The sequence below is a fragment of the Streptomyces sp. NPDC052101 genome, from assembly GCF_040680235.1.
Classification (GTDB): Bacteria; Actinomycetota; Actinomycetes; order Streptomycetales; family Streptomycetaceae; genus Streptomyces.
The window spans coordinates 1-20520 of sequence record NZ_JBFAWH010000004.1; the positions used below are offsets into that span (position 1 = coordinate 1).

At 72.9% G+C, this 20520-nt stretch carries 15 protein-coding genes and 1 pseudogene; 8 read left to right on the forward strand and 8 right to left on the reverse strand.

Annotated features, from left to right (window positions below; all coding sequences use genetic code 11):
* Positions 1 to 115 (forward strand): annotated as a pseudogene (locus AB0L75_RS10160) (IS5/IS1182 family transposase); the annotation flags it as partial.
* 896 nt (positions 116 to 1011) lie between these two features.
* On the forward strand, positions 1012 to 2406 hold the full coding sequence (locus AB0L75_RS10165) for an MFS transporter (RefSeq protein WP_365178097.1): 1395 nt from the start codon (positions 1012 to 1014) through the stop codon (positions 2404 to 2406).
* A gap of 76 nt (positions 2407 to 2482) precedes the next feature.
* On the opposite strand, the gene AB0L75_RS10170 is transcribed toward AB0L75_RS10165, so the two are convergent.
* The 4 genes from AB0L75_RS10170 to lnt form a co-directional block, all read right to left on the reverse strand.
* Positions 2483 to 4402, reverse strand: a complete 1920-nt coding sequence (locus AB0L75_RS10170; RefSeq protein WP_365178100.1) for a GAF domain-containing protein — start codon at positions 4400 to 4402, stop codon at positions 2483 to 2485.
* A gap of 86 nt (positions 4403 to 4488) precedes the next feature.
* Positions 4489 to 5304 (reverse strand): 3-hydroxybutyrate dehydrogenase, encoded by an 816-nt coding sequence (locus tag AB0L75_RS10175; RefSeq protein ID WP_365178103.1) that lies wholly within the window; start codon positions 5302 to 5304, stop codon positions 4489 to 4491.
* Positions 5305 to 5358: 54 nt separating this feature from the next.
* Positions 5359 to 5838, reverse strand: coding sequence for an NUDIX domain-containing protein (locus tag AB0L75_RS10180; RefSeq protein ID WP_365178105.1), 480 nt, complete (start codon positions 5836 to 5838; stop codon positions 5359 to 5361).
* Between the two features lie 89 nt (positions 5839 to 5927).
* Complete coding sequence (gene lnt / locus AB0L75_RS10185) at positions 5928 to 7538, reverse strand: apolipoprotein N-acyltransferase (RefSeq protein ID WP_365178108.1); 1611 nt, start codon at positions 7536 to 7538, stop codon at positions 5928 to 5930.
* A 427-nt stretch (positions 7539 to 7965) separates the two neighbouring features.
* On the opposite strand from lnt, the gene AB0L75_RS10190 reads away from it, so the two are divergent.
* Positions 7966 to 8937 (forward strand): O-antigen polymerase, encoded by a 972-nt coding sequence (locus AB0L75_RS10190; RefSeq protein ID WP_365178111.1) that lies wholly within the window; start codon positions 7966 to 7968, stop codon positions 8935 to 8937.
* Between the two features lie 37 nt (positions 8938 to 8974).
* On the opposite strand, the gene AB0L75_RS10195 is transcribed toward AB0L75_RS10190, so the two are convergent.
* Positions 8975 to 9514 carry a hypothetical protein gene (locus AB0L75_RS10195; protein ID WP_365178114.1) on the reverse strand — a complete coding sequence of 180 codons (540 nt, stop codon included), beginning with the start codon at positions 9512 to 9514 and terminating at the stop codon, positions 8975 to 8977.
* A 107-nt stretch (positions 9515 to 9621) separates the two neighbouring features.
* Positions 9622 to 10407 (reverse strand): aspartate/glutamate racemase family protein, encoded by a 786-nt coding sequence (locus AB0L75_RS10200; RefSeq protein WP_365178117.1) that lies wholly within the window; start codon positions 10405 to 10407, stop codon positions 9622 to 9624.
* Between the two features lie 57 nt (positions 10408 to 10464).
* Here AB0L75_RS10200 and AB0L75_RS10205 point away from each other — a divergent pair, with 57 nt between their 5' ends.
* Positions 10465 to 11640 carry a glycosyltransferase gene (locus AB0L75_RS10205; protein ID WP_365178120.1) on the forward strand — a complete coding sequence of 392 codons (1176 nt, stop codon included), beginning with the start codon at positions 10465 to 10467 and terminating at the stop codon, positions 11638 to 11640.
* Positions 11641 to 11646: 6 nt separating this feature from the next.
* Here AB0L75_RS10205 and AB0L75_RS10210 read toward each other — a convergent pair whose 3' ends face one another.
* A complete protein-coding gene (locus AB0L75_RS10210; protein ID WP_365178123.1) occupies positions 11647 to 12993 on the reverse strand; it encodes a TerD family protein in 1347 nt (448 codons plus the stop codon).
* A gap of 286 nt (positions 12994 to 13279) precedes the next feature.
* Between AB0L75_RS10210 and AB0L75_RS10215 the strand changes: the two genes are divergently transcribed.
* The 4 genes from AB0L75_RS10215 (at position 13280) to AB0L75_RS10230 (ending at position 17977) form a co-directional block, all read left to right on the forward strand.
* Positions 13280 to 13717 (forward strand): DUF6643 family protein, encoded by a 438-nt coding sequence (locus AB0L75_RS10215; protein WP_365178126.1) that lies wholly within the window; start codon positions 13280 to 13282, stop codon positions 13715 to 13717.
* 43 nt (positions 13718 to 13760) lie between these two features.
* A complete protein-coding gene (locus AB0L75_RS10220) occupies positions 13761 to 14585 on the forward strand; it encodes an MOSC N-terminal beta barrel domain-containing protein (RefSeq protein WP_365178128.1) in 825 nt (274 codons plus the stop codon).
* Positions 14586 to 14768: 183 nt separating this feature from the next.
* Complete coding sequence (locus tag AB0L75_RS10225; RefSeq protein ID WP_365178131.1) at positions 14769 to 15374, forward strand: hypothetical protein; 606 nt, start codon at positions 14769 to 14771, stop codon at positions 15372 to 15374.
* Between the two features lie 164 nt (positions 15375 to 15538).
* Positions 15539 to 17977, forward strand: coding sequence for a right-handed parallel beta-helix repeat-containing protein (locus AB0L75_RS10230; protein ID WP_365178134.1), 2439 nt, complete (start codon positions 15539 to 15541; stop codon positions 17975 to 17977).
* Between the two features lie 21 nt (positions 17978 to 17998).
* Here AB0L75_RS10230 and AB0L75_RS10235 read toward each other — a convergent pair whose 3' ends face one another.
* Entirely contained in the window at positions 17999 to 20290 is a 2292-nt protein-coding gene (locus tag AB0L75_RS10235; protein WP_365178890.1) for a hypothetical protein, read from the reverse strand.
* Positions 20291 to 20520: the final 230 nt, after the last annotated feature.

Consider the following 20520-nt stretch of genomic DNA (forward strand, 5'->3'; position numbering starts at 1 on the left):
CGAGCGCGGGGTCGCACGCTTGAAGTCCTGGCGCATCTTCCGCCGATCCCGGTGCAGCCCGAATCGAATGACGTCAATCGCCGCTGCCGTCCTCATGCTGGAGCGGCAACGCTGAAAGAGCTCCGTGATCCGGATCCTCTGTCGTTCCTTGCTCTGTCCACCCCGCCACTCCCCCCGACCTGGTTCCCCATCGAGGACCTCGGAACCCCCGTCCGCGTCGCCGTCAGCAGCGACCTCCGCCCTTGGCTTCGACGAGATCATGCCCAAGACCCTCGCCACGGCGATGGTGGACCGGCTCAGCGTGCGGGCTTCGGCGTACAGGGCGGTATGGGCCCATGACCACCTCACACCAGAGTATGAGCGGATACAGCAGGTGCTCCCCCTTTTTTCGGCTCCTACCGCTGCGTGGCGCCGGGCCGCCACTCGACCCGAGGAACCGCATCGTCCAAGATCCGGACCGGTCCTGGGCCAGCGATCCTGCCAAGGCCCAAAGCGGCGCTGTTCGCGCTGGCCAGCGATGCGCCGCCTCTGTACCACCAGCAGACGAAGAATCTGCTGGGCCGAACGCGTACCACTCGCAGGCGCAACGCCTTGTCCGTGCCCGCCCGCCGAGCTGAGCGGCAAAGCCGGGTCGATCTCTCGGTCAGGTCGCCTACCACGCAACTGCCCTGAGCCGATCGGCCACAAGATGTCCGAGTTCCACGGAGCGTAGTCAGCACCAAGTCAGCACGGGAGGGGTGAGCACGGGTGATGACGTGGGCTTTTCGTCAGCACCAAACCAGCACGGGAGTCAGCACCGACCCGCCGAATCACCCCGAACCATGCGTCCCGGACGGCGCTCGTTTCGACCACCTTCGAGCCCCTGAACCGCCCTTCCGCGAGCCGGCATGGTGGCCACACGCATAGCCAACCCTCGAACTATGTTGCCCCGCCACATGTATGCCTGACCTGCATGTTTCTACGGTGTGCCGACACGTATCCGTCCCCACCGCACACGAGGAAGTGGCGCACATGGCCTCCGGAACCACCACTCCCCCACTCCCTGCCAGCCTCCCCAGAATCGTCGCCGCCAGCCTCATCGGCACCACCATCGAGTGGTACGACTTCTTCCTCTACGGCTCCGCCGCCGCGCTGGTGTTCAACAAGCTGTTCTTCCCGGACTCCGACCCGCTGGTCGGGACGCTGCTGTCGTTTCTGACCTATGCCGTCGGGTTCGCGGCCCGCCCGGTGGGGGCGCTCGTGTTCGGGCACTACGGTGACCGGCTGGGGCGTAAGAAGCTGCTGGTGCTGAGCCTGGTGATGATGGGCGGGGCCACGTTCGCCATCGGGCTTTTGCCCACGTATGCCACGGTCGGATCCGCAGCTCCCGTGCTGCTCACCGCACTGCGGCTCGTACAGGGGTTTGCGCTCGGCGGCGAGTGGGGCGGTGCCGTTCTGCTGGTGTCGGAGCACGGGGACGCACGGCGGCGCGGGTTCTGGGCCTCTTGGCCGCAGACCGGTGCGCCGGCCGGGCAGTTGCTCGCGACCGGTGTGCTCTCGCTGCTCAGCTCGGTGCTCTCCGACGACGCCTTCGCGGCATGGGGCTGGCGGATCCCCTTCCTGCTCTCCGGGGTGCTCGTGCTCATCGGTCTGTGGATTCGTCTCTCGGTCGATGAATCGCCCGTCTTCAAGGAGGCGTTGGAGCGCGCCGAGTCCCGACGGGCAAAGGAGGCGGAGAAGCTGCCGCTCGTCTCCGTGCTGCGGCACCACTGGCGGGACGTCCTGGTGGCGATGGGCGCCCGTATGGCGGAGAACATCGGCTATTACGTCATCACCGCCTTCATCCTCGTCTACGCCACCACCTCGGTCGGCGTCTCCAAGCAGACCGCGCTCAACGCCGTGCTCATCGGCTCCGCCGTGCACTTCGCCGTGATCCCGGCCTGGGGCGCACTGTCCGACCGGGTCGGGCGGCGGCCGGTTTACCTGTTCGGCGCGGCCGGTATCGGCCTGTGGATGTTCCCGTTCTTCTCGCTCACGGACACCGGGTCGTTCGGGAATCTGGTCCTGGCCGTCACCGTCGGGCTCGTGCTGCACGGCGCCATGTACGCGCCGCAGGCGGCGTTCTTCGCCGAGATGTTCGCCACCCGGATGCGGTACTCGGGTGCGTCCATCGGCGCTCAGTTCGCCTCGGTGGCGGCCGGTGCGCCGGCCCCGCTCATCGCCACCGCGCTGCTCGACGACTACGGCAGCTCCACCCCGATCGCCCTGTATGTGATCGCGGCCGCGGTGCTCACGCTCATTGCCGTGGGCGTGGCACGGGAGACGCGGCACCGGGACCTCGCGCGCATCGAGGCCGCGGACGGCCAGTCCGCCGGTGCCGGCGCGGCCGCGGCCGCGGAGACGGGGGCGGGGGCGGAGGCCGTCTGAGCGGCGCGGCCGCGACAGCCCTATCGGCGCCGTCGTAACCGTCGAACGGCCCCCGTGCGGCAGGTCCGTACGGGGGTCAGCGTCTTTCGGGGGACGCCAACCGGTGCAGTCGCAGGGCCAGTTGGATCTCCAGGGCGCGGGCCGGGGTCTGCCAGTCCTCGCCGAGCAGCCGGCCCACCCGCTCCAGGCGTTGTGCGACCGTGTTCACATGGACGTGCAGCGCGCCCTTGGTGCGGGCCGGGCTCATCCCGCTCGCGAAGTACGCGTCCAGGGTGCGCAGCAGGTCCGTACCGCGCCGCTCGTCGTACGACACGACCGGGCCTACGGTGCGGTCGACGAAGCCGGCGACGTCCCGTTCGCCGGCCAGGAGCAGGCCGAGGAAGCCGAAGTCCTCGGCCGCCGCGCCGTCCCCGGCGCGGCCCAGCAGGCGCAGCGCGTCCAGGCAGCGGCGGCCCTCGGCATAGGCGACGGCGACGGTCTCGGGGTGGGTGGCGAGGTCGGTGACGGGGGCGGAGGCGCCGACCGTGACGGGCTGGTGGACGGCCGTGCCCAGCTGGCGGGCGGTACGACCGGCCAGGTCGGTCGCGCTGTCCTCGGTGCCGAGGGGCAGCAGCAGGACGGTTCCGCCGTCGCGTGCGGCGGCCAGGCCCTGCCGGGTCGCGGCGAGATGGGAGGCGGCCGACCACAGGCGACGGCGGGCCGCGGCCTCCTCCTCGGCGTCGGCCGCAGGGCCGTCGAGGCGTGCGGCGAGGACGACATGGGTGGCGTCCAGTTCGGCGCGCAGCCGGGTGGCACGCTCGCGCAGCAGGCGCGGGTCCCGGTCGCGGGCGTCGAGGAGGTCGTCCAGCAGTTCGCCGCGCACGCGCTGTTCGGCTTCGGCCGCCGAGCGGCGGGCGAGCAGGAGCAGGGAGGTGACCATCGCCGCGCGTTCCAGGGTGCGCTGGTCGACGGGGTCCAGGCCGGGGTGGCCGCGCAGGACCAGCGCGCCGAGGAGTTCACCGCCGGCGGCGACCGCGGCGATCCAGGTGCTGCCGTGCCGGACCGCGTGTCCCTCGGCGCGGGACGTCTCCAGCGCCTCGGCCGGTGCGGCGTCGGCCTCGGTGAACTCGACGGTGCCATCGAGGACTTCGGAGACGGCGGCGGCCACGTCGTGCACCCCGCCGCCGCGCAGGACGAGTTCGGCGAGCCGGTCGTGGACGTCGGAGGCGCGCTCGATGACGGCGCTGCGGTCCCGGATGATCTCGTTGGCACGCTCCAGGCCGGCCAGGGCCGCGCGGGTCTCGGTGAGCAGATTGGCGGCGTCGATCGCGGCGGCGGCGAGCGCGGCGAAGGAGCCGAGCAGGGCGATCTGCGCGCGTTCGAAGACACGTGCTCTGCGGTCGGCGGCGAAGAGGACACCAATGACATGCGGTCCGAGCATGAGGGGGACACCGAGGATGGCGACCAGTCCCTCGTCGCGCACGCCGGCGTCGATGGTGAGGGTGTGCTGGAAGCGGGCGTCCTTGAAGTAGTCGTCCGTCACGTACGGCCGGGTGGTCTGGGCGACGAGTCCACCGAGTCCCTCGCCCATGCCGAGGCGCAGTTGCTGGAAGCGGGCGGAGACGGAGCCCTCCGTCACCCGCATGTAGGTGTCCGCGCGCCCCGGGTCGTTCAGGGTGAGGTAGGCGACGTCCGTGCCGAGCAGGGAGCGGGCGCGCTGCACGATGGCCTGCAGGACAGCGTCCAGGTCGCGCAGGCCCGCGAGGTCGTGGGCGGTCTCGAAGAGCGCGGACAGCTCCGCCTCGCGGCGCCGGCGCCCCTCCAGCTCGGCCCGGACCCGCAGGGCGAGCAGCTTGGCCTCTTCCAGGGCGGCGATCCGGTCGGCCGGTCCGCCCTCGGCGCGGGTGAGCAGCACCGGCTGCTCGTACGCCTCCGCGGAGGCATCGCGGGCCAGCAGCTCGAGGTACGGGACCTCGATGCCGCCGCTGGGTGCCGGCTGAACGTGATCGCGAGACATGGTCACAGGATTCCGCATCGGCCGCCCGGCCCGTCAGGCCTGTGGAAAACTCCCGGACCGGGCGGCACCGGGCGGCACCGGGCGCTTCAGTGGGCCGTCCATCCACCGTCGAGCACCAGCGAGGTGCCGGTGACGAAGGACGCCTGGGGGCTGCACAGGTAGGCCACGGCCTCGGCGACCTCCTCCGGTTCGATGAGCCGCTGGACCGCGCTGTCCTTCAGCAGGACCTCGGACAGCACCTGCTCCTCGGGGATGCCGTGGGCCTGCGCCTGGTCGGCGATCTGTCTCTCCACCAGGGGTGTGCGCACATAGGCGGGGTTCACACAGTTCGAGGTCACCCCATGGGGGGCGCCTTCCAGCGCGGCCGTCTTCGACAGGCCTTCGAGGCCGTGTTTGGCGGCCACATACGCGGACTTGAAAGCGGAGGCGCGCAGACCATGGACGGAGGACACATTGACGATCCGGCCCCAGCCTTGCGTGTACATGTGGGGCAGTGCACCGCGGATGAGGCGGAACGGCGCCTCCAGCATCACGGTCAGCACGGTGTGGAAGACCTCGGGCGGGAACTCCTCCAGCGGACGCACCAGTTGCAGGCCCGCGTTGTTGACCAGCACATCGGTGCCGGCGGCGGCGCGTTCTGCGGCGTCGAGGTCGGTGAGGTCCAGGACCTGCGGTACGAGGGCGCCGGGGAGGTCACCGACCCGTTCCGCCTGGTGGGCCAGCTCGGCCAGGCCGGCCGCGTCCCGGTCGACGGCCCGCACCTTCGCGCCGGCGGCGGCGAGGCGCAGCGCGCAGGCGCGGCCGATGCCGCCGGCGGCACCGGTGACGAGGGCGGTGCGGCCGCCGAGGTCCAGGGCGGGGGGCTGGGGGTGCGGGCCGGTTGGGGGGCTGGACGAGGTCATGTGCCGACCCTAGGCGGAGCCCACCCGCCACCACATATGGTGACCACCCATACTTCAGCCGGCAGTCGTAGGGTCAAACCATGTGGGTGCGTCGCACATGGCCTGCTTGATCCGGAAGCGGCCGAACTCATGGAGTTCGGGCAGCGCGTCCACCGCGAACCAGCCCACTTCCAGGGACTCGTCGTCGTTGACCCGGGCCTCGCCGCCCACGGCCCGGCAGCGGATGGTGATGTCCATGTACTGGCAGCAGTCACCGTTGGGGTAGGTGAACGGCTCCAGGGCCTGGACGAGGACGACCCGCTCCGCGACGCAGTGCACCGCCGTCTCCTCGAAGACCTCCCGCACGGCACAGGCCGCAGGCTGCTCGCCGGGGTCCGGGATGCCCCCGATCACCGACCACTTGCGGGTGTCGGACCGCCGGCCCAGGAGCACTCTGCCCTCGTCGTCGAAGACGATCGCGGTGACGCCGGGCAGCCAGAGCAGCTGCTGACCGGCGGAAGCCCGGAGCGTGTGGATGAAGTCAGGAGTAGCCATGGGCCCGACCCTAACCGGCCGGGCCCGCGCTCTCATGGCGGTTCGGTGAGCCTGCGCCTCGGTTCAGAGGGCGTATGCCGGTCGTACGGCTACACGCCACCCTCGCGCCGAGCGCGCAGCCCGGCGCCGATCGCCCAGCCGACACCGCCGGCGGCGACCAGCACCAGCGCGATCTCCGGCAGGATGCCCAGCTCGGTGGCCGGCGTCGTGGATGTGCGCAGCGGCACCTTCTGGACCAGGTAGGCGGGCACGAACATGCCGGTCTTCTGGGTGATCTTCCCGTCCGGCATGATGACCGCGCTGACGCCGCTGGTCACCGGCACGGTGACGGTCCGGCTGTGCTCGACGGCGCGGACCTGGGACATGGCGAGCTGCTGGTAGGTCATCTCGCTGCGGTCGAAGGTCGCGTTGTTGCTGGGCACGGAGATCATCTCCGCGCCATGGGTGACCGTGTCCCGGACTGCCCAGTCGAAGGCGGCCTCGTAGCAGGTGGCGAGGCCCACCTTGGCGCCGTCGATGTCGAACACGCCGGGCTTGCTGCCCGGGCTGAAGTCCTGCCGGACCATGCCGGTCCAGTTCTTGTTGATCGCGCCGACGAGTCCGCGCAGCGGGAGGTACTCGCCGAACGGCTGGATCTGCCGCTTGTCGTAGGTCTGCGTCGGCCCCTTCACCGGGTCCCACAGCACCTGTTCGTTGAGCTGCTTGCCGTCCTTCTCGACGACCGCGCCGACCGAGACGGGCACGCCGACGGCCTTGACCGCCTCGTCGATGACGGCGGCCGCGTCCGGGTTGCTGTAGGGGTCGATGTCGGAGGAGTTCTCCGGCCACAGCACGTAGTCGGGCTTCGGGACCTTGCCCGCCTTGATGTCGGCGGCGAGCTTCAGCGTCTCGCGTACGTGATAGTCGAGTACGGCCCGGCGCTGTGCGCTGAACTCCAGCCCGGACCGCGGCACGTTGCCCTGGATGAGTGCGACGGTCCGGGTGCCGTCCTCGGCCTTGTCGCTCACGAGCGGCCGGGCCGCGACCGCGCCCGCCACGGGTACGGCCACGCTCAGCAGCGCCGCGGCCGCCGCCCCTCGTCGCACGACGCGCGACCTGCGCTTGTCGGCGATCAGCCGGCCGGCCTCGTACAGGCCGAATCCGCACAGCACGACCGCGAAGCCGAGCACGGGCGTGCCGCCCACCGCGGCGAGCGGCAGGAAGACACCGTCCGCCTGCCCGAACGCGATCTTGCCCCAGGGGAAGCCCCGGAAGGGCGCACGCGCGCGTACCGCCTCGCCCGCGATCCAGACGGCGGCGGCCCACAGCGGCCAGGCGGGGAGCCTGGAGACTGCGGCGATGCCGACACCGACCAGGGCGATGAAGCTCGCCTCGGCGGCGACGAGGGCCAGCCAGGGAACGGGACCGACCTCCACGCTGGTCCACACCAGCAGCGGCAGCAGGAAGCCGAGCCCGAAGAGGTAGCCGAGGCCGAGGGCCGCCTTCCAGCCACGACCGCGCAGCACCCAGCCGAAGCCGGCGAAGGCGGGCAGCGCCAGCCACCACAGAGGGCGCGGCGGAAAGCTGACGTAGAGCAGCACTCCGCAGAGCGCGGAGGCGACGGCCGGGACCAGGCGCAGCAGCCGGCCGCCGCGCACGCCGGAGGCGGAGGGCGACTGGAGCTGGTCCGGCTGGTCCACGGAAGTTGCGGTGACGGTCACCCGGGTGAGTGTACGGCGGCTTCCTGGGCCCCGACAGCGCGGTACGAAGGCCGGCATCGGCTGCGCCGACGCGGTTGTCGCTGGTCGCCGCCCTGCCCGGCCCGGGTCCCTCGTCCCAGGGCCCCGCGCCCGCCCCGCGAGCGCCCGCCCCGGCACCGGCCGCACACAAGCGGCATTCCACCCACGTCCGCCGCGACGTTCCGTCGCATCTCGTACCCAAACCGGTCATGAGCCGCTACGGTGTGCCCAGCCTCGGCGGTGCGGCCGGATGCGGCGCCGTGCCGAGCCGTGGCCTGCGACGGGGTCGGGGAACGGGGACGAGGGGCGGCGGGTGGGGTCGACGGGGACGAGGACGGCGGCCGGTGTGGGCGCCGGTGTGGACATGGACGTGGCCAGCGTCAGGCGAAACGTTTCTGACGGGGCGGGCATGATCTTGCTCGGCGCCTGCGCGGGCTGGTCGCTGATCACCGCGGCGGTCCATGACGGACGGCCGGAAGGCGTGCTGCTCGCGGTGCTCGCCGTGGCCGCCGGTCATGCGGTCGGCCGGGTCTCCGGGGCGCTGCTCCCGGTGGCCGCGGCCTGCGGCGGTGCGGCGGCCGGGCTCGCGCTGGCCGTGGCACTTCCCGGTCTGTCCGCCGGTCCTCGGTACGCCGACCCGCTCGGCCACGCCGGTGGTACGGCCGCCCTGCTGGCGCTTGCCACGGGAGCCGCGTGCTGTGCCGCCTGGGCGACGCCCGTACCGCGGCTGCGACTGGTGCTGCGGGTGCTGGCCGCCGGGATCGTGCTGACCGGGGCCGTACTCGGGTCGGCGGCCGGTTTCCTGGCGAGTGCGGCCGTACTGCTGTGGTCGCTCGCCGTGGGCTCGGTGTCCCGCCGGGGTGTGTGTCTGCTGGGTCCGGCCGTGGCGGCGGCTCTGCCGGCGGGCACGGCCTGGGCCCTCGCCGGTGGCGCGCTGCCGGACGGCCTCGCCCGGGTCCTGGAGGGCCGACTGACCGCGCACCGGGTGGCGCTGTGGCAGGACGCCCTGCGGCTGGCGGGCCGCAACCGGGGGTTCGGGGTCGGTCCGGGGCGTTTCGGCGAGTTCGGCGGTTCGGCGCCGCAGACGCTCGCCGCCGACGGCAAGCCGCACTCGGCCCTGCTCCAGCTGGCCACCGAGCAGGGCCTGGTCGGGGTGTTCCTGTGTGTCGCCGCGTACTGCTGGGTGCTGCACGCGCTGTGGCGCAGCCCCCGCTCCACCCCGGTCGCCCTGACCGCCGGCGCCGCCCTGACGGCGCTGGCCGCGCTCGCCACCGTGAGCAACGCGCTCAGCTTCACCACGGTGACCGTGGGCGCCGGACTGCTGGCCGGGTGGGCCACGGCGCGGCCGTGGGCGCCCGACGGCGTGGAGCCGCGGCCCTGAGCGGCGTCCTGCCCCGCGCCGATACGCGGCGCGGGCGTCAGTGGGCCGGACCGGATGTGATCGTGCGCAGCCGGGCTCTGATGGCCCGTACCGCCGACTCCGCGTTGTCCACGGTGATCGTGAAGGTGTGGCCGTCCCACAGGCGCAGCACGATGCCCTCACCACGGCGTACGACGACGGCGGTGCCCTTCTCGGGGCGCCACCGGTAGCCCCAGCCGCCCCAGTGCCGCGGTGTGACCAGGGCGGTGAAGTCGGCGCCCGCCACATGGGAGAGCGGGATGCGGCGGCGCGGCAGTCCCATGTGGCCGCAGCGCACCTCCAGGGACTCCTTGTCGAGCTTGAGGTCCACGTGCACGAAGGCGAGGGTGCCGAAGAGGACCAGCAGTCCGGCGGCGATGCAGCCCACGACGGACATCACCAGCGGGGCGATGCCGGAGGTCCAGGCCGAGTCCACGGCCAGCTCGATGCCGAGCGCCATGCAGGCCGCGCCGACCAGCGCCAGCAGCCACTGGATCCGGTTCGTGGCGCGCCCGGTCCAGACCTCGGCGTTGTCGTCGGCGTGGAGGTGGTCCCTCATGTTTATGAGGTTACTCAGGTTTCGCTGCGCGGGGAGGGCGTCGCGGAGGGTGACTGGCCCGGGTCGGCGACCGGGCGCCCGGCCGCGGTCCGCCGGTGCCGGGCCGGTCAGCGGACGGGGCTGACCGCCTGGAGGAAACGGCCTTCGTCGTAGGACAGCGCCGTGTCCGGGAGCGTGGCCTCGCGGCCGCTGAGCAGCACCGTCAGGGTGGTGTCGGCGACGGCGTCCGGGGCCGGCTCGGCGCCGATCCTGCGCAGGGCCTGTGCGGCGACCGCCCCGGCGGAGCCGTGCAGTATGAGCGGCGGGCGGCCGGGGCGCTGGACGGCTGCCCGGATGCGCTCGCCGACCAGCTCGTAGTTGGTGCAGCCCTGGACGACGGTGGTCACGTCCCCGGGGGTGCGGGCCGCGGCCGCGGCGATCGCGGCGTTGATCGCGCTCTCGTCGGCGTGGTGCACCGCGTCCGCGAGGCCCGGGCAGGGCACCTCGGTGACGCGCACACCGGCGGCGAACTGCTCGATCAGATTGCGCTGGTAGGCGCTTCCGGTGGTGGCGGGGGTCGCCCAGATCGCGACATGGCCGCCGCCCGCCGCGGCCGGCTTGATCGCCGGGACCGTGCCGATGATCGGCAGGTCCGGTTCGAAACGGGCCCGCAGCTCCGGCAGCGAGTGCACGGACGCGGTGTTGCAGGCGACGATCAGGACCTCGGGCTCATGGGCGGCGGCGGCCTCGGCCACGGCGAGGGCCCGCTCGGTGATGTCGTCCGGCGTACGCGGTCCCCAGGGCATCCCGTCCGGGTCCCACGACAGCACGAGATCCGCGTCGGGCCGCAGCCGCCGTACCGCCGCGGCGGCGGGGAGGAGGCCGATTCCGGAGTCCATGAGCGCGATCTTCACCCGGTCACGATAGACGATCGGGACGTGCGGCCCCGTGGCGTGGGGCAGACTGCGGGCGTGAGCGCCCTGTTGTGGATCACCGTCGTATCACTGGCCGCCTGGTGCTGGCTGCTGCTCGGCCAGGGCTTCTTCTGGCGCACGGACGTCCGGCTTCCACCGCGGCGGGAACCGGAGGCCTGGCCGTCGGTCTGTGTGGTCGTACCGGCCCGTGACGAGGCCGCCGTACTGCCCGCGAGCCTGCCGTCGCTGCTGGCGCAGGACTATCCGGGGCGGGCCGAGGTCTTCCTGATCGACGACGGCAGCACCGACGGCACCGGTGAGCTGGCCCGCGAGCTGGCCCGGCGGCAGGGCGGACTGCCGCTGACCGTGGGTTCGCCGGGCGAGCCGCCGGCGGGCTGGACGGGCAAGCTGTGGGCGGTACGGCACGGTATCGGCCTGGCACGCGCGCGTGACCCCGAGTATCTGCTTCTGACGGACGCGGACATCGCGCACGCGCCGGACAGCCTGCGCGCGCTGGTCGCGGCGGCACACGCCGGGGGCTTCGACGTCGTGTCGCAGATGGCGCGGCTGCGGGTGGAGAGCGTGTGGGAGCGGCTGGTGGTCCCGGCGTTCGTGTACTTCTTCGCGCAGCTGTATCCCTTCCGGTGGATCGGCCGGAAAGGGTCGCGTACGGCCGCGGCGGCGGGCGGCTGTGTGCTGCTGCGCGCGGAGATGGCGGAGAAGGCGCGCATCCCGGACGCCATCCGGCACGCCGTCATCGACGACGTCGCGCTCGCTCGGGCGGTGAAGGGCGCCGGAGGACACGTCTGGCTGGGCCTCGCCGACCGGGTGGACAGCGTGCGCCCGTATCCGCGCCTGCACGACCTGTGGCGGATGGTCTCGCGCAGCGCCTACGCCCAGCTGCGGCACAACCCGCTGCTGCTGCTCGGTACGGTCGCCGGGCTCGCGCTGGTCTACCTGGTGCCGCCCGCCGCAGTGGTCGCGGGGGCGGCGGACGGCGGTACGGCGACCGCGGTCCTCGGCGCTCTGGCGTGGGCGCTGATGGCGGGGACGTACGTGCCGATGCTGCGCTACTACCGGCAGCCGATGTGGCCGGCTCCGCTGCTGCCGTTCACCGCGCTGCTGTACCTGCTGATGACCGTCGACTCGGCCGTGCAGCACTACCGGGGGCGCGGGGCCGCCTGGAAGGGCCGTACGTACGCGCGTCCCGATGCCGTGCCCGACGAGGGCTGAGCCGGGTCACTTGCGGCCGGGCGTCCAGTTCATGCCCCATCCGTAGGCGCGGTCTATGGTCCGCTGCGGGCTCACGCCGCGCTCCGGGACCAGATAGCGCGCCTCGCGCTGCACGACGAGGTCGCCGCCCGTGTTGGTGATCAGGGCGAGCGCGCACACCGTGGAGGGGACGGTGCACTCGTCGAGCGAGAAGTCGATCGGGGCGCCGTGCTGCGGCTGGAGGGTGACGGTGGCGTGCAGATCGGCGAAGGAGCTGGCGCCTTCGTAGATGGTGACGAAGACGAGGATGCGCCGGAAGTCCTGCGTGCGGTCGAGGTTGACGGTGAGGTTCTCACCGCTCGCCACGGCACCGGTGCGGTCGTCGCCGTCGAGGTGGATGTACGGCGGCCGGTTCAGCGATCCGAAGGCGTTGCCGAGGGCCTGGACGACCCCTTTGCGGCCGTCGGCGAGTTCGTACAGGGCGCACAGGTCGAGGTCGACGTCTCCCGCCCCGCCTCCCCATCGGCTGCCCCAGCCGGACGGCTGTTTCCGCATCTGCCAGTTGAGGTTCACCCGCAGGGCGCCGGAGGTGCCGCCCTGCTTGGCGAGCGAGACCGACGGCGCCGCCTTCGTGAGGGTGACCTTGGACAGGCGGACCGGCTGGGGCGCGGGGGCCGGCGGAGCCGTGGGCGGGGGCATGGGCGCGGTCAGGGGCGGGGGCGGCATGGTCACGGACGGCGGGGGCGGCGTCACCGGGTGTGGCGTCACGGGGGGTGGCGCCGGGGCCGCCGCGGCGGGCGGCGCCGGGTACGGCGCCGGGGTCGTCCCGGTGGGCGGTGCCGAGTGCTGGGGTTCGTCCACGGTGATCCCGAAGTCCGTGGCCAGGCCTTCGAGTCCGCTGCTGTAGCCCTGGCCGACGGCGCGGAACTTCCAGCCGCCCTGGCGGCGATAGAACTCGCCGAGCACGAAGGCCGTCTCCACGGTCGCTCCGGGGCTGTCGAAGCGGGCGACCGACCGGCCGCTGGCGGCGTCGGTCACCTCGATGTAGAGGCCGGGGACCTGCCCGAAGGTGCCGCCGTCGGCGGAGGCCGCGAGGACGATCCGCTCGATCGCGCCCTCCACGCGCGCGAGGTCGACGGAAAGGGTGTCGGTCACGCCCCCGCCGGTCGTCCTCTTGCCCTCGTGGCGCACCGCGCCGGAGGCATGCCCGGGCTGGTTGTAGAAGACGAAGTCGCCGTCGGAGCGGACCTTCCCCGTCGCGAGCAGCAGCGCGGAGGCGTCCGCGTCGGGCACGCCGGGTCCCGACCGCCAGCCCAGTTCGACGCGCAGGCCCGTCGTCGGTACCGGCGTGTTGGACCCTTTCGGCATTGACATGTGCGCCCCCATCCGTGTCCGCTTCCGGGCACCCCGGCCGTTCCGGTCATCCCTACCCGCAGACCCTATTCCCGGGTACGGCGAACGCCCATGACCGGCACAGGAAGATCGACGTCCAACTGCCGGTAACCCCGCAGGAACTCGCCCTTTACACGATCAGAACGTCGAGCGACGTCCTTTTTTGCCGAGTTCGCTCGGATTGGGGATCCCCCGTCACTGCGGACACGCAAAACAACCCTCTTATCGGTCTCCCCAACGAGCACATCGTGGGCTTAACTTATGTGCCATGACCTCCCCCCGCTCCACTTATGGTGGCGGCTACTACTCCGCCTCCTTCCCGGACACCCCGATCTACGACTCGCTCGTGGCCGAGCGTGGCACTCCGCAGATCGCCCCGATCCGGGTCCCCGCCGCCTACGACACGGGCAGCAGCCTGCCCGCCCTGCCGTCGGCACTGCCCGCCCTCCCGGCGGCTCCCTCCCCGCAGGCCCCCGCCTACGGCTACCCGCAGATGCATCAGCCCGCGCCGCTGCAGCAGGCACCCACGGCGTACATCCCGCAGCAGGCGAGCGCCCCACGCGGCTATCCCGGCCCGCAGGCGCCGCAGCAGCAGCGCCCGATGGGCATGGGCACCGGCTACGAGGCCATGCGCCCGGCCGCGCCGCGGCCCGCACCGGCTCCCTACCAGGACCCGTACAACAACCAGCAGTACCGCGGCTACTGATCGGCGCCCGACCGCTGTCAGTGTCTGCTGACACGATGGCGGTATGGGAAACGCCGAAGTGCAGTCGATTCACGTCCATCCGGTCAAGGCGTTCCAGGGGCACGCGCCCCGGGAGGCTGTGGTGGAGCCCTGGGGCCTGGCCGGAGACCGGCGCTGGACACTGATCGACGACGGGGGAAAGGTCGTCACCCAGCGCCAACAGCCGCGCCTCGCGCTGGCCGCCGCCGAGCTGCTGCCCGGCGGCGGTGTTCGTCTGTCCGCACCCGGCCGAGCACCGCTGACGGTGTCCGTGCCCGAGCCGGTCGGCACCGAGCCGGCCGACGTCCTCGGCACGAAGGTCGAGGTGGTCCCGGCCGCGCCGGCCGCACACGCCTGGTGCAGCGCCTATCTGGGGGCGGACGTCCGCCTGGTGCACATGGACGATCCGGTCGGCCGACGCCCGATCGACCCCGAGTACGCCCTGCCCGGCGAGACGGTGAGCTTCGCCGACGGCTACCCCCTGCTGGTCACCACGACGGCCTCCCTCGGCGCCCTGAACTCCCTGATAGCCGAGGGCACGCACGCCCATGAGGGCCCGCTGCCGATGAACCGCTTCCGGCCCAACGTCGTCGTCGCCGGCACCGAGGCCTGGGCCGAGGACCACTGGTCGCGGATCTCCGTCGGCGAGGTGGTCTTCCGGGTCGCGAGGGAGAGCGGACGCTGTGTCGTCACCACCGTCGACCAGGACACCGCCGTACGCGGGCGGGAGCCCCTGCGCACGCTGGCGCGCCATCGCAGAGTCGGCACGCGCCTGGTCTTCGGCCAGAATCTCGTGCCCCTCACGCCCGGCACGATCAGGGTCGGGGACCCGGTCCGGGTGCTGGACTAGCCCGCGACAACCGCCCGGCGGACGGGGAACCGGAGACGGGTCACGGTCGTTGGAGGGCATGAGAGATTCATGAAAGCCGCGTGCGTGATCATCCGCGGTGGACATGATGTCGCTCTCTCTTGCTCCGGGCCGTGGACACGTGCGCAGGCCGGGAGTCATGACGGAGCGGAAGGGGGTGGGGAGATGCGGGTTGTCAGTGGTCTGTGGCGTTGGCGGCACAATCCGCTGCGCCGCGCGACCGATCTGGCCGAGGCTTGGGTGGCTCTCGTGGCGCTGGTGCTGATCGCCGTGGCCGCGCCCGTGACCGGCTGCCTGGTCGGCGTCGCCGCCCAGGACTCGCTGCAGCGCTCCGTGCGCGAGCAGCACCACACGCGCCATCTCGTCACCGCCACGGTGGTGCGTGACCTGGGTGATGCCCCGCTGGAGTCCGACCCCGACTCCACGACGGTACGCGAGACCCACAGCCGTGTCCTCGCGGACTGGACCGCGCCGGACGGCACCCATCGGCACGGCCCGGCCCTGGCCGCCCTCAAGTCCCCGCACCCGGGGGACCACTTCAGACTCTGGACCGACCCGCACGGCCGAATAGCGGCCCGCCCGCTGGACTCCCCCACCGCGACGACCCACGCGGTACTGGCCGGAATCGGCGCGGCCCTGCTGGTTGCGGGCCTGGTCGAGTGCGGCCGCCGGCTGGCCGTGTGGCGCATGGTCCGCAGCCGGTACGCACGTTGGGACCAGGCGTGGGACCGGGCGGGCCCGGACTGGGGCAAGGCGGGCACCGGCTGCTGACCGCCTTCCGGCTCTGGTCAACCCACCGTGCACGCACACGCTACGGTGGACCGGCCGAAGCGCTTTCGGCGACAACCCGCGGATGAGCGAACCGCACGGGCGCGCAGGTGGGGCCCCTACGGGAGCGAGTCATCAGTACGACGAGGTGGGGGCACAGCAACGCCATGGCACAGGGCACGGTCCAGGTGACGCACACCGGTACGTCGCGGTGGCGGCGCCGCACAGGTGAGTACGCTTCGCTCGCCGCCGCCCTGGAGGCCGCCGCGGACGGTGACGTTCTCACCATCGCCCCGGGCACCTACCGGGAAAACCTCGTGGTGCAGCGGGCGGTGACACTGCGTGGGCCCGAGGGTTCGCCCGGCTCGGTGCGGATCGCGCCCGTGGACGGTGTGCCACTCACCGTGCGTGCCTCGGCCGTGGTGCAGGACCTGCATGTGGAGGGCCAGGACGCGGCGGCGCCCGCACTGTTGGTCGAGGAGGGCACGCCCGAGCTGACGGACGTGCGGATCGTCACCCGGTCCGCCGTGGGCATCGAGGTGCGCGGCGGTGCCCGTCCGACCGTGCGCCGCTGCACCGTCGACAACCCGGCCGGCATCGGCATCGCCGTACTCGACGGCGGGAGCGGGGTGTTCGAGGAGTGCGAGGTCGTCGCGGCCGGGCAGGCGGGCGTGGCGGTCCGTGGCGGTGCGCATCCGCGCCTGGACCGCTGCCGGGTGCACCACGCCTCGGGCCCGGGGCTGAGCGCGACCGGCGAGAACTCCTCGCTGGAGGCGGTGGGTTGTGAGATCTATGAGGTCCGCGGCTCCGGTGTGCAGGTCACCCAGCGTGCGACGGCGCATCTCACCGACTGCGATGTGCACCGCACCACAGCCGACGGGGTCACCATGGACACGGACGCGGTGCTCACCCTCGCCGACTGCCGCATCCACGACATCCCCGAGAACGCGGTCGACCTGCGCTCCCGCTCGGTACTGACGCTGACCCGGACGACGGTCCGTCAGTTCGGGCGCAACGGCCTGTCGGTGTGGGACCCGGGGACCCGGGTGGACGCCAACCAGTGCGAGATCTTCGACAGCACGGGCGACTATCCGGCGGTGTGGGTCAGCGACGGCGCCACCGCCGTCCTCGACTCGTGCCGGGTGCGCGACGTGCCCGACGCCCTGTTCGTGCTGGACCGCGGTTCGCGCGCGGACGTCGTGGACAGCGATCTGTCGCAGGTGCGCAACACGGCGGTGTCGGTGAGCGACGGGGCGACGGCGCAGCTCGACGACTGCCGGATCCGGGAAGCGGCGACCGGGGCGTGGTTCCGCGATCACGGCAGCGGCGGCACGCTGAACAACTGCACCCTGGACAGCACCCAGACCGGTGTGATCGTCACCAAGGGCGCCGACCCGGTCATCGAGCGGTGCACGGTCGACTCCCCCGCCGAGGCCGGTTTCTACGTCTCCGCGGGCGGCCGCGGCAGCTTCCTGAACTGCCGGGTCAGCGGCAGCGCCGGTTATGGCTTCCATGTGATCGACGGCTGCCGGGCGACACTGCGCAAGTGCCGTACGGAGCGCTGCGCACGCGGCGGTTACGAGTTCGCCGACGCGGGCCCCGGCGCCGCGTCCGGGACGGGCCCGGTCGTCGAGGACTGCACCAGCGACGAGAGCGCCGGCCTGCGCCCGCCCGCGATCCGCGAGACCGCCGTGCAGACGATGTCGCACTCCCCCGGTCTGCTCGGCTCGATTCCCGGGCAGCGCAGCACGGAGCAGGAGCCGCTGATCGCGGCCGCCCAGCCCGGGAAGCCGGCGCGGACGTCGAAGGACGTGCTCGGGGAACTCGACGAGCTGGTGGGCCTGGAGAGCGTGAAGCGGGAGGTGCGGGCGCTCACCGACATGATCGAGGTGGGCCGGCGCCGGCAGCGGGCGGGCCTGAAGGCGGCCTCGGTCAAGCGGCATCTGGTCTTCACCGGCTCACCCGGCACCGGCAAGACGACGGTGGCCCGGCTCTACGGCGAGATCCTCGCCTCCCTCGGCGTGCTGGAGAAGGGGCACCTGGTGGAGGTGTCCCGGGTCGACCTGGTCGGTGAGCACATCGGTTCCACGGCGATCCGCACCCAGGAGGCGTTCGAGAAGGCGCGCGGCGGTGTGCTGTTCATCGACGAGGCCTATGCGCTGTCCCCGGAGGACGCCGGGCGTGACTTCGGCAAGGAGGCCATCGACACGCTGGTGAAGCTGATGGAGGACCACCGGGACGCGGTGGTGGTGATCGTCGCCGGATACACGGTGGAGATGGAGCGCTTTCTCTCCGTCAACCCCGGTGTCGCCTCCCGCTTCTCGCGCACCATCACCTTCGGCGACTACGGCCCCGACGAACTGCTGCGGATCGTGGAGCAGCAGGCCGACGAGCACGAGTACCGGCTGACGCCGGGGGCGTCCGAGGCGCTGCTGAAGTACTTCACTGCCATCCCGAAGGGCCCGGCGTTCGGCAACGGCCGCACCGCACGGCAGACGTTCGAGGCGATGGTGGAGCGGCACGCGAGCCGTGTCGCGCAGCTGGCGGATCCCAGCACCGACGACCTGACCCTGCTGTTCGCGCAGGACCTGCCGGAACTGCGCTGAGCAACGGCAGCGGCCACGCCCTCAGCCCCGCCCGTGCCGTTCAGGGCGGGGTCCTGGCACGGCCGGGCGCAGGCGGCTCAGCAGACGGGTTCGCTCCCGGGCGAAGGCCGGATCGGCCTGGTAGTCGGAGTGGCCGAGGATGGGCGCGGGCAGCGGGTGCGCGGCCGTACGGCCGTAGGCGAGCGGATCCCGCAGCGGGGCGTGGTCGACCGCGGAGCCGGCCTCGTCGGGGACGCGGACGGGGCCGCCGATGGGGTCGGTGCGCCGGTAGAGGTTGCCCCAGCAGGCGACGTCGCGGTGCAGGGCGGCGAGCGCGGGCGGTCCGAAGTGGGCCGGGAACCAGCGGCCGTACAGGCGCTCCAGCGGCGAGCCGTAGGTGAGCAGCGCGGTCCGGCCGCGGACGGACAGGGGCAGCTGCCAGGCGGCCGCGGCGGCGAGGACGCTGCCCTGGGAGTGGCCGGACAGGACGAGTCGGCCCCCGGTGCGGCGGGTCCAGGTGGCCATGCGCCAGGTCAGGTCCGGCACGGCGCGCTCGGCGTGGCAGGGCGGTGCGAAGGGGTGCGCGGCACGCGGCCAGAAGGTGCCGACGTCCCAGAGGATGCCGATCGTGCGGCGCGCCGAGGCGTCCTTGTAGGCGCGCCTGCCCCAGGTCACGAAGAGCACGAAGCCGAGGCCGACCAGCCAGGAGCCGAGTGCCTGCGAGGTCTCGGCGAGGGACTGTACGGCGTCGTAGGTGCGGCGGGCGGCCCCGTCGGGCGTCTTGCCCGTGGCCAGCGCCCCGGCCAGCGCCACGGCCCCGAGGACCAGGGTGGTGACGGCGAGCACGGCGACGACAAGGGGTGCGCGGTCGGTGAGGGTGGCCATCGCGCGGACCTGGGCGATGGCGCGGGTACGGCTTGGGTCCTCGGGTTCGCCGGGATGCTCATGGCTGATCCGGTCACGCTCGGTGCGGGCCAGCCGGGCGGTGCGGATCCCGAGGCCGGCGGCGAGGACCAGCAGGGCCGCGAGGACGGGCGGGATCGTGGACGCCTGCCAGCTCAGCAGGACCGGCGGCCCCGGCAGCAGGGCGCGGGGGCCGTCCAGCCAGTCGGCCACGCGCTGCGCGACCCCACCGGACATCACGCCGCCGAGCGCGCAGGCGAGCAGCGCGACGGCCGGTCCGCTGAGGCCGCGCATCCCGGTGCGCGGATCGGGGCCGCGGCGGTAGAGGTTTTGAGCCACCACGGCCAGCGCGACGACCAGCAGCCCCTGGGCCAGCATGAGGGCGCCGAAGGCCGGGTCGCCCGGCAGCCGCCCGGTGGATCGCCAGCCCGGCCGCGCCCAGCCGGCGTAGACCGCGGTGAGCAGCAGCAGAGTGAGCGCGCCGAGCGGCAGGCCGCGTACGAGATGCCGGTCGAGCCGCTGGTCGAGACGGTTCTCGCTGCGGCCGCGGCGGCAGACGGCACCCACCGCTGCCGCCGCCCAGGCCAGCAGGGCCGCGGTGAGCAGCCAGCTCAGAACGTCGAGGACGGCGGGGCCGCCGGGCCGGTGGTCGAAGCGGGCCGCCGGGGTGGCCACGGCGGCGGCGACGGTCAGCAGGGCCGCGGCGGTGTGCGCCGCGCGCAGCCGGGCCACGAGGCGGCGTCCGTACCAGAAGCCGGGCAGGGCCAGTGCGCTGCCGTCGGTGTCCCCTTCGGGGTCGTGGGACATCGGCCGGTGGGACTCGTAGGCGCTCCATGTGCGGTGCGACAGATACCAGAGCAGGCAGGTCAGCGCGGCAGGCACCAGCGCGGCGAGGGCGAGCCGGCGGCCGGGCAGGCTCCACCAGCTGCCGTGCCCGCCGGGGGCCTCGGACATCCGTGGGGCGAGGAAGCTGAGCCAGGAGTGGCGGTGGGTGCAGTCGTGGACGCCGGCGCACTGCCAGGCCACGAGGTCCAGGGCCACCTCGCAGGCGGCGGCCACCAGCAGCACGGTCAGGGTGAGGGCGGCCAGCCGGACGAGGAGGCCGTAGAGGCGGACGGCGCGGCGCCGGCCGGGTGCGGCGGGGCGCATCCAGTGGGCGAGGTTGACCACCATGAACGGCAGCAGCACCAGCCACAGGGCGCGGCTGCTGTCGCCGGAGGTGAGGTTGCACCAGACGTACGCCTCCTGGACGGGCGCGTCCCGGGGGCCTTCCCTGGCCCCAGCGTCCCCGGCCTCGGCATCCTCGGCCCCGACGTCCTCGGCGCGCCGGAAGACGGCGGCCGTGTCGTCGCCGGTGACCCGGACGGTACGCGGGTCGCCGAGCATCTTCTCGGGGGTGGTGCCGCCCACCCCGTGCACCAGCAGCTCCAGCTCGGCCTCCGCGCCGGCGGGCCGGCGTTCATGGCCGGGCTCCGGCGTGGCATCGTTGTCAGTCCGCTGTCCGGCAGGGCGTTCCTGTGCGCGGTCCACTGTTCTCGCACCCCCGTGACGGGCCGAAGGCATGTGTCGATGCGGGCTTCAGGCTCTCCGCTCCCGTGCGGGCGTACACCTCTCGTCACGGAATCTCCCCGATCCGGGTGACGGGCGCCGGGACGGCGGGG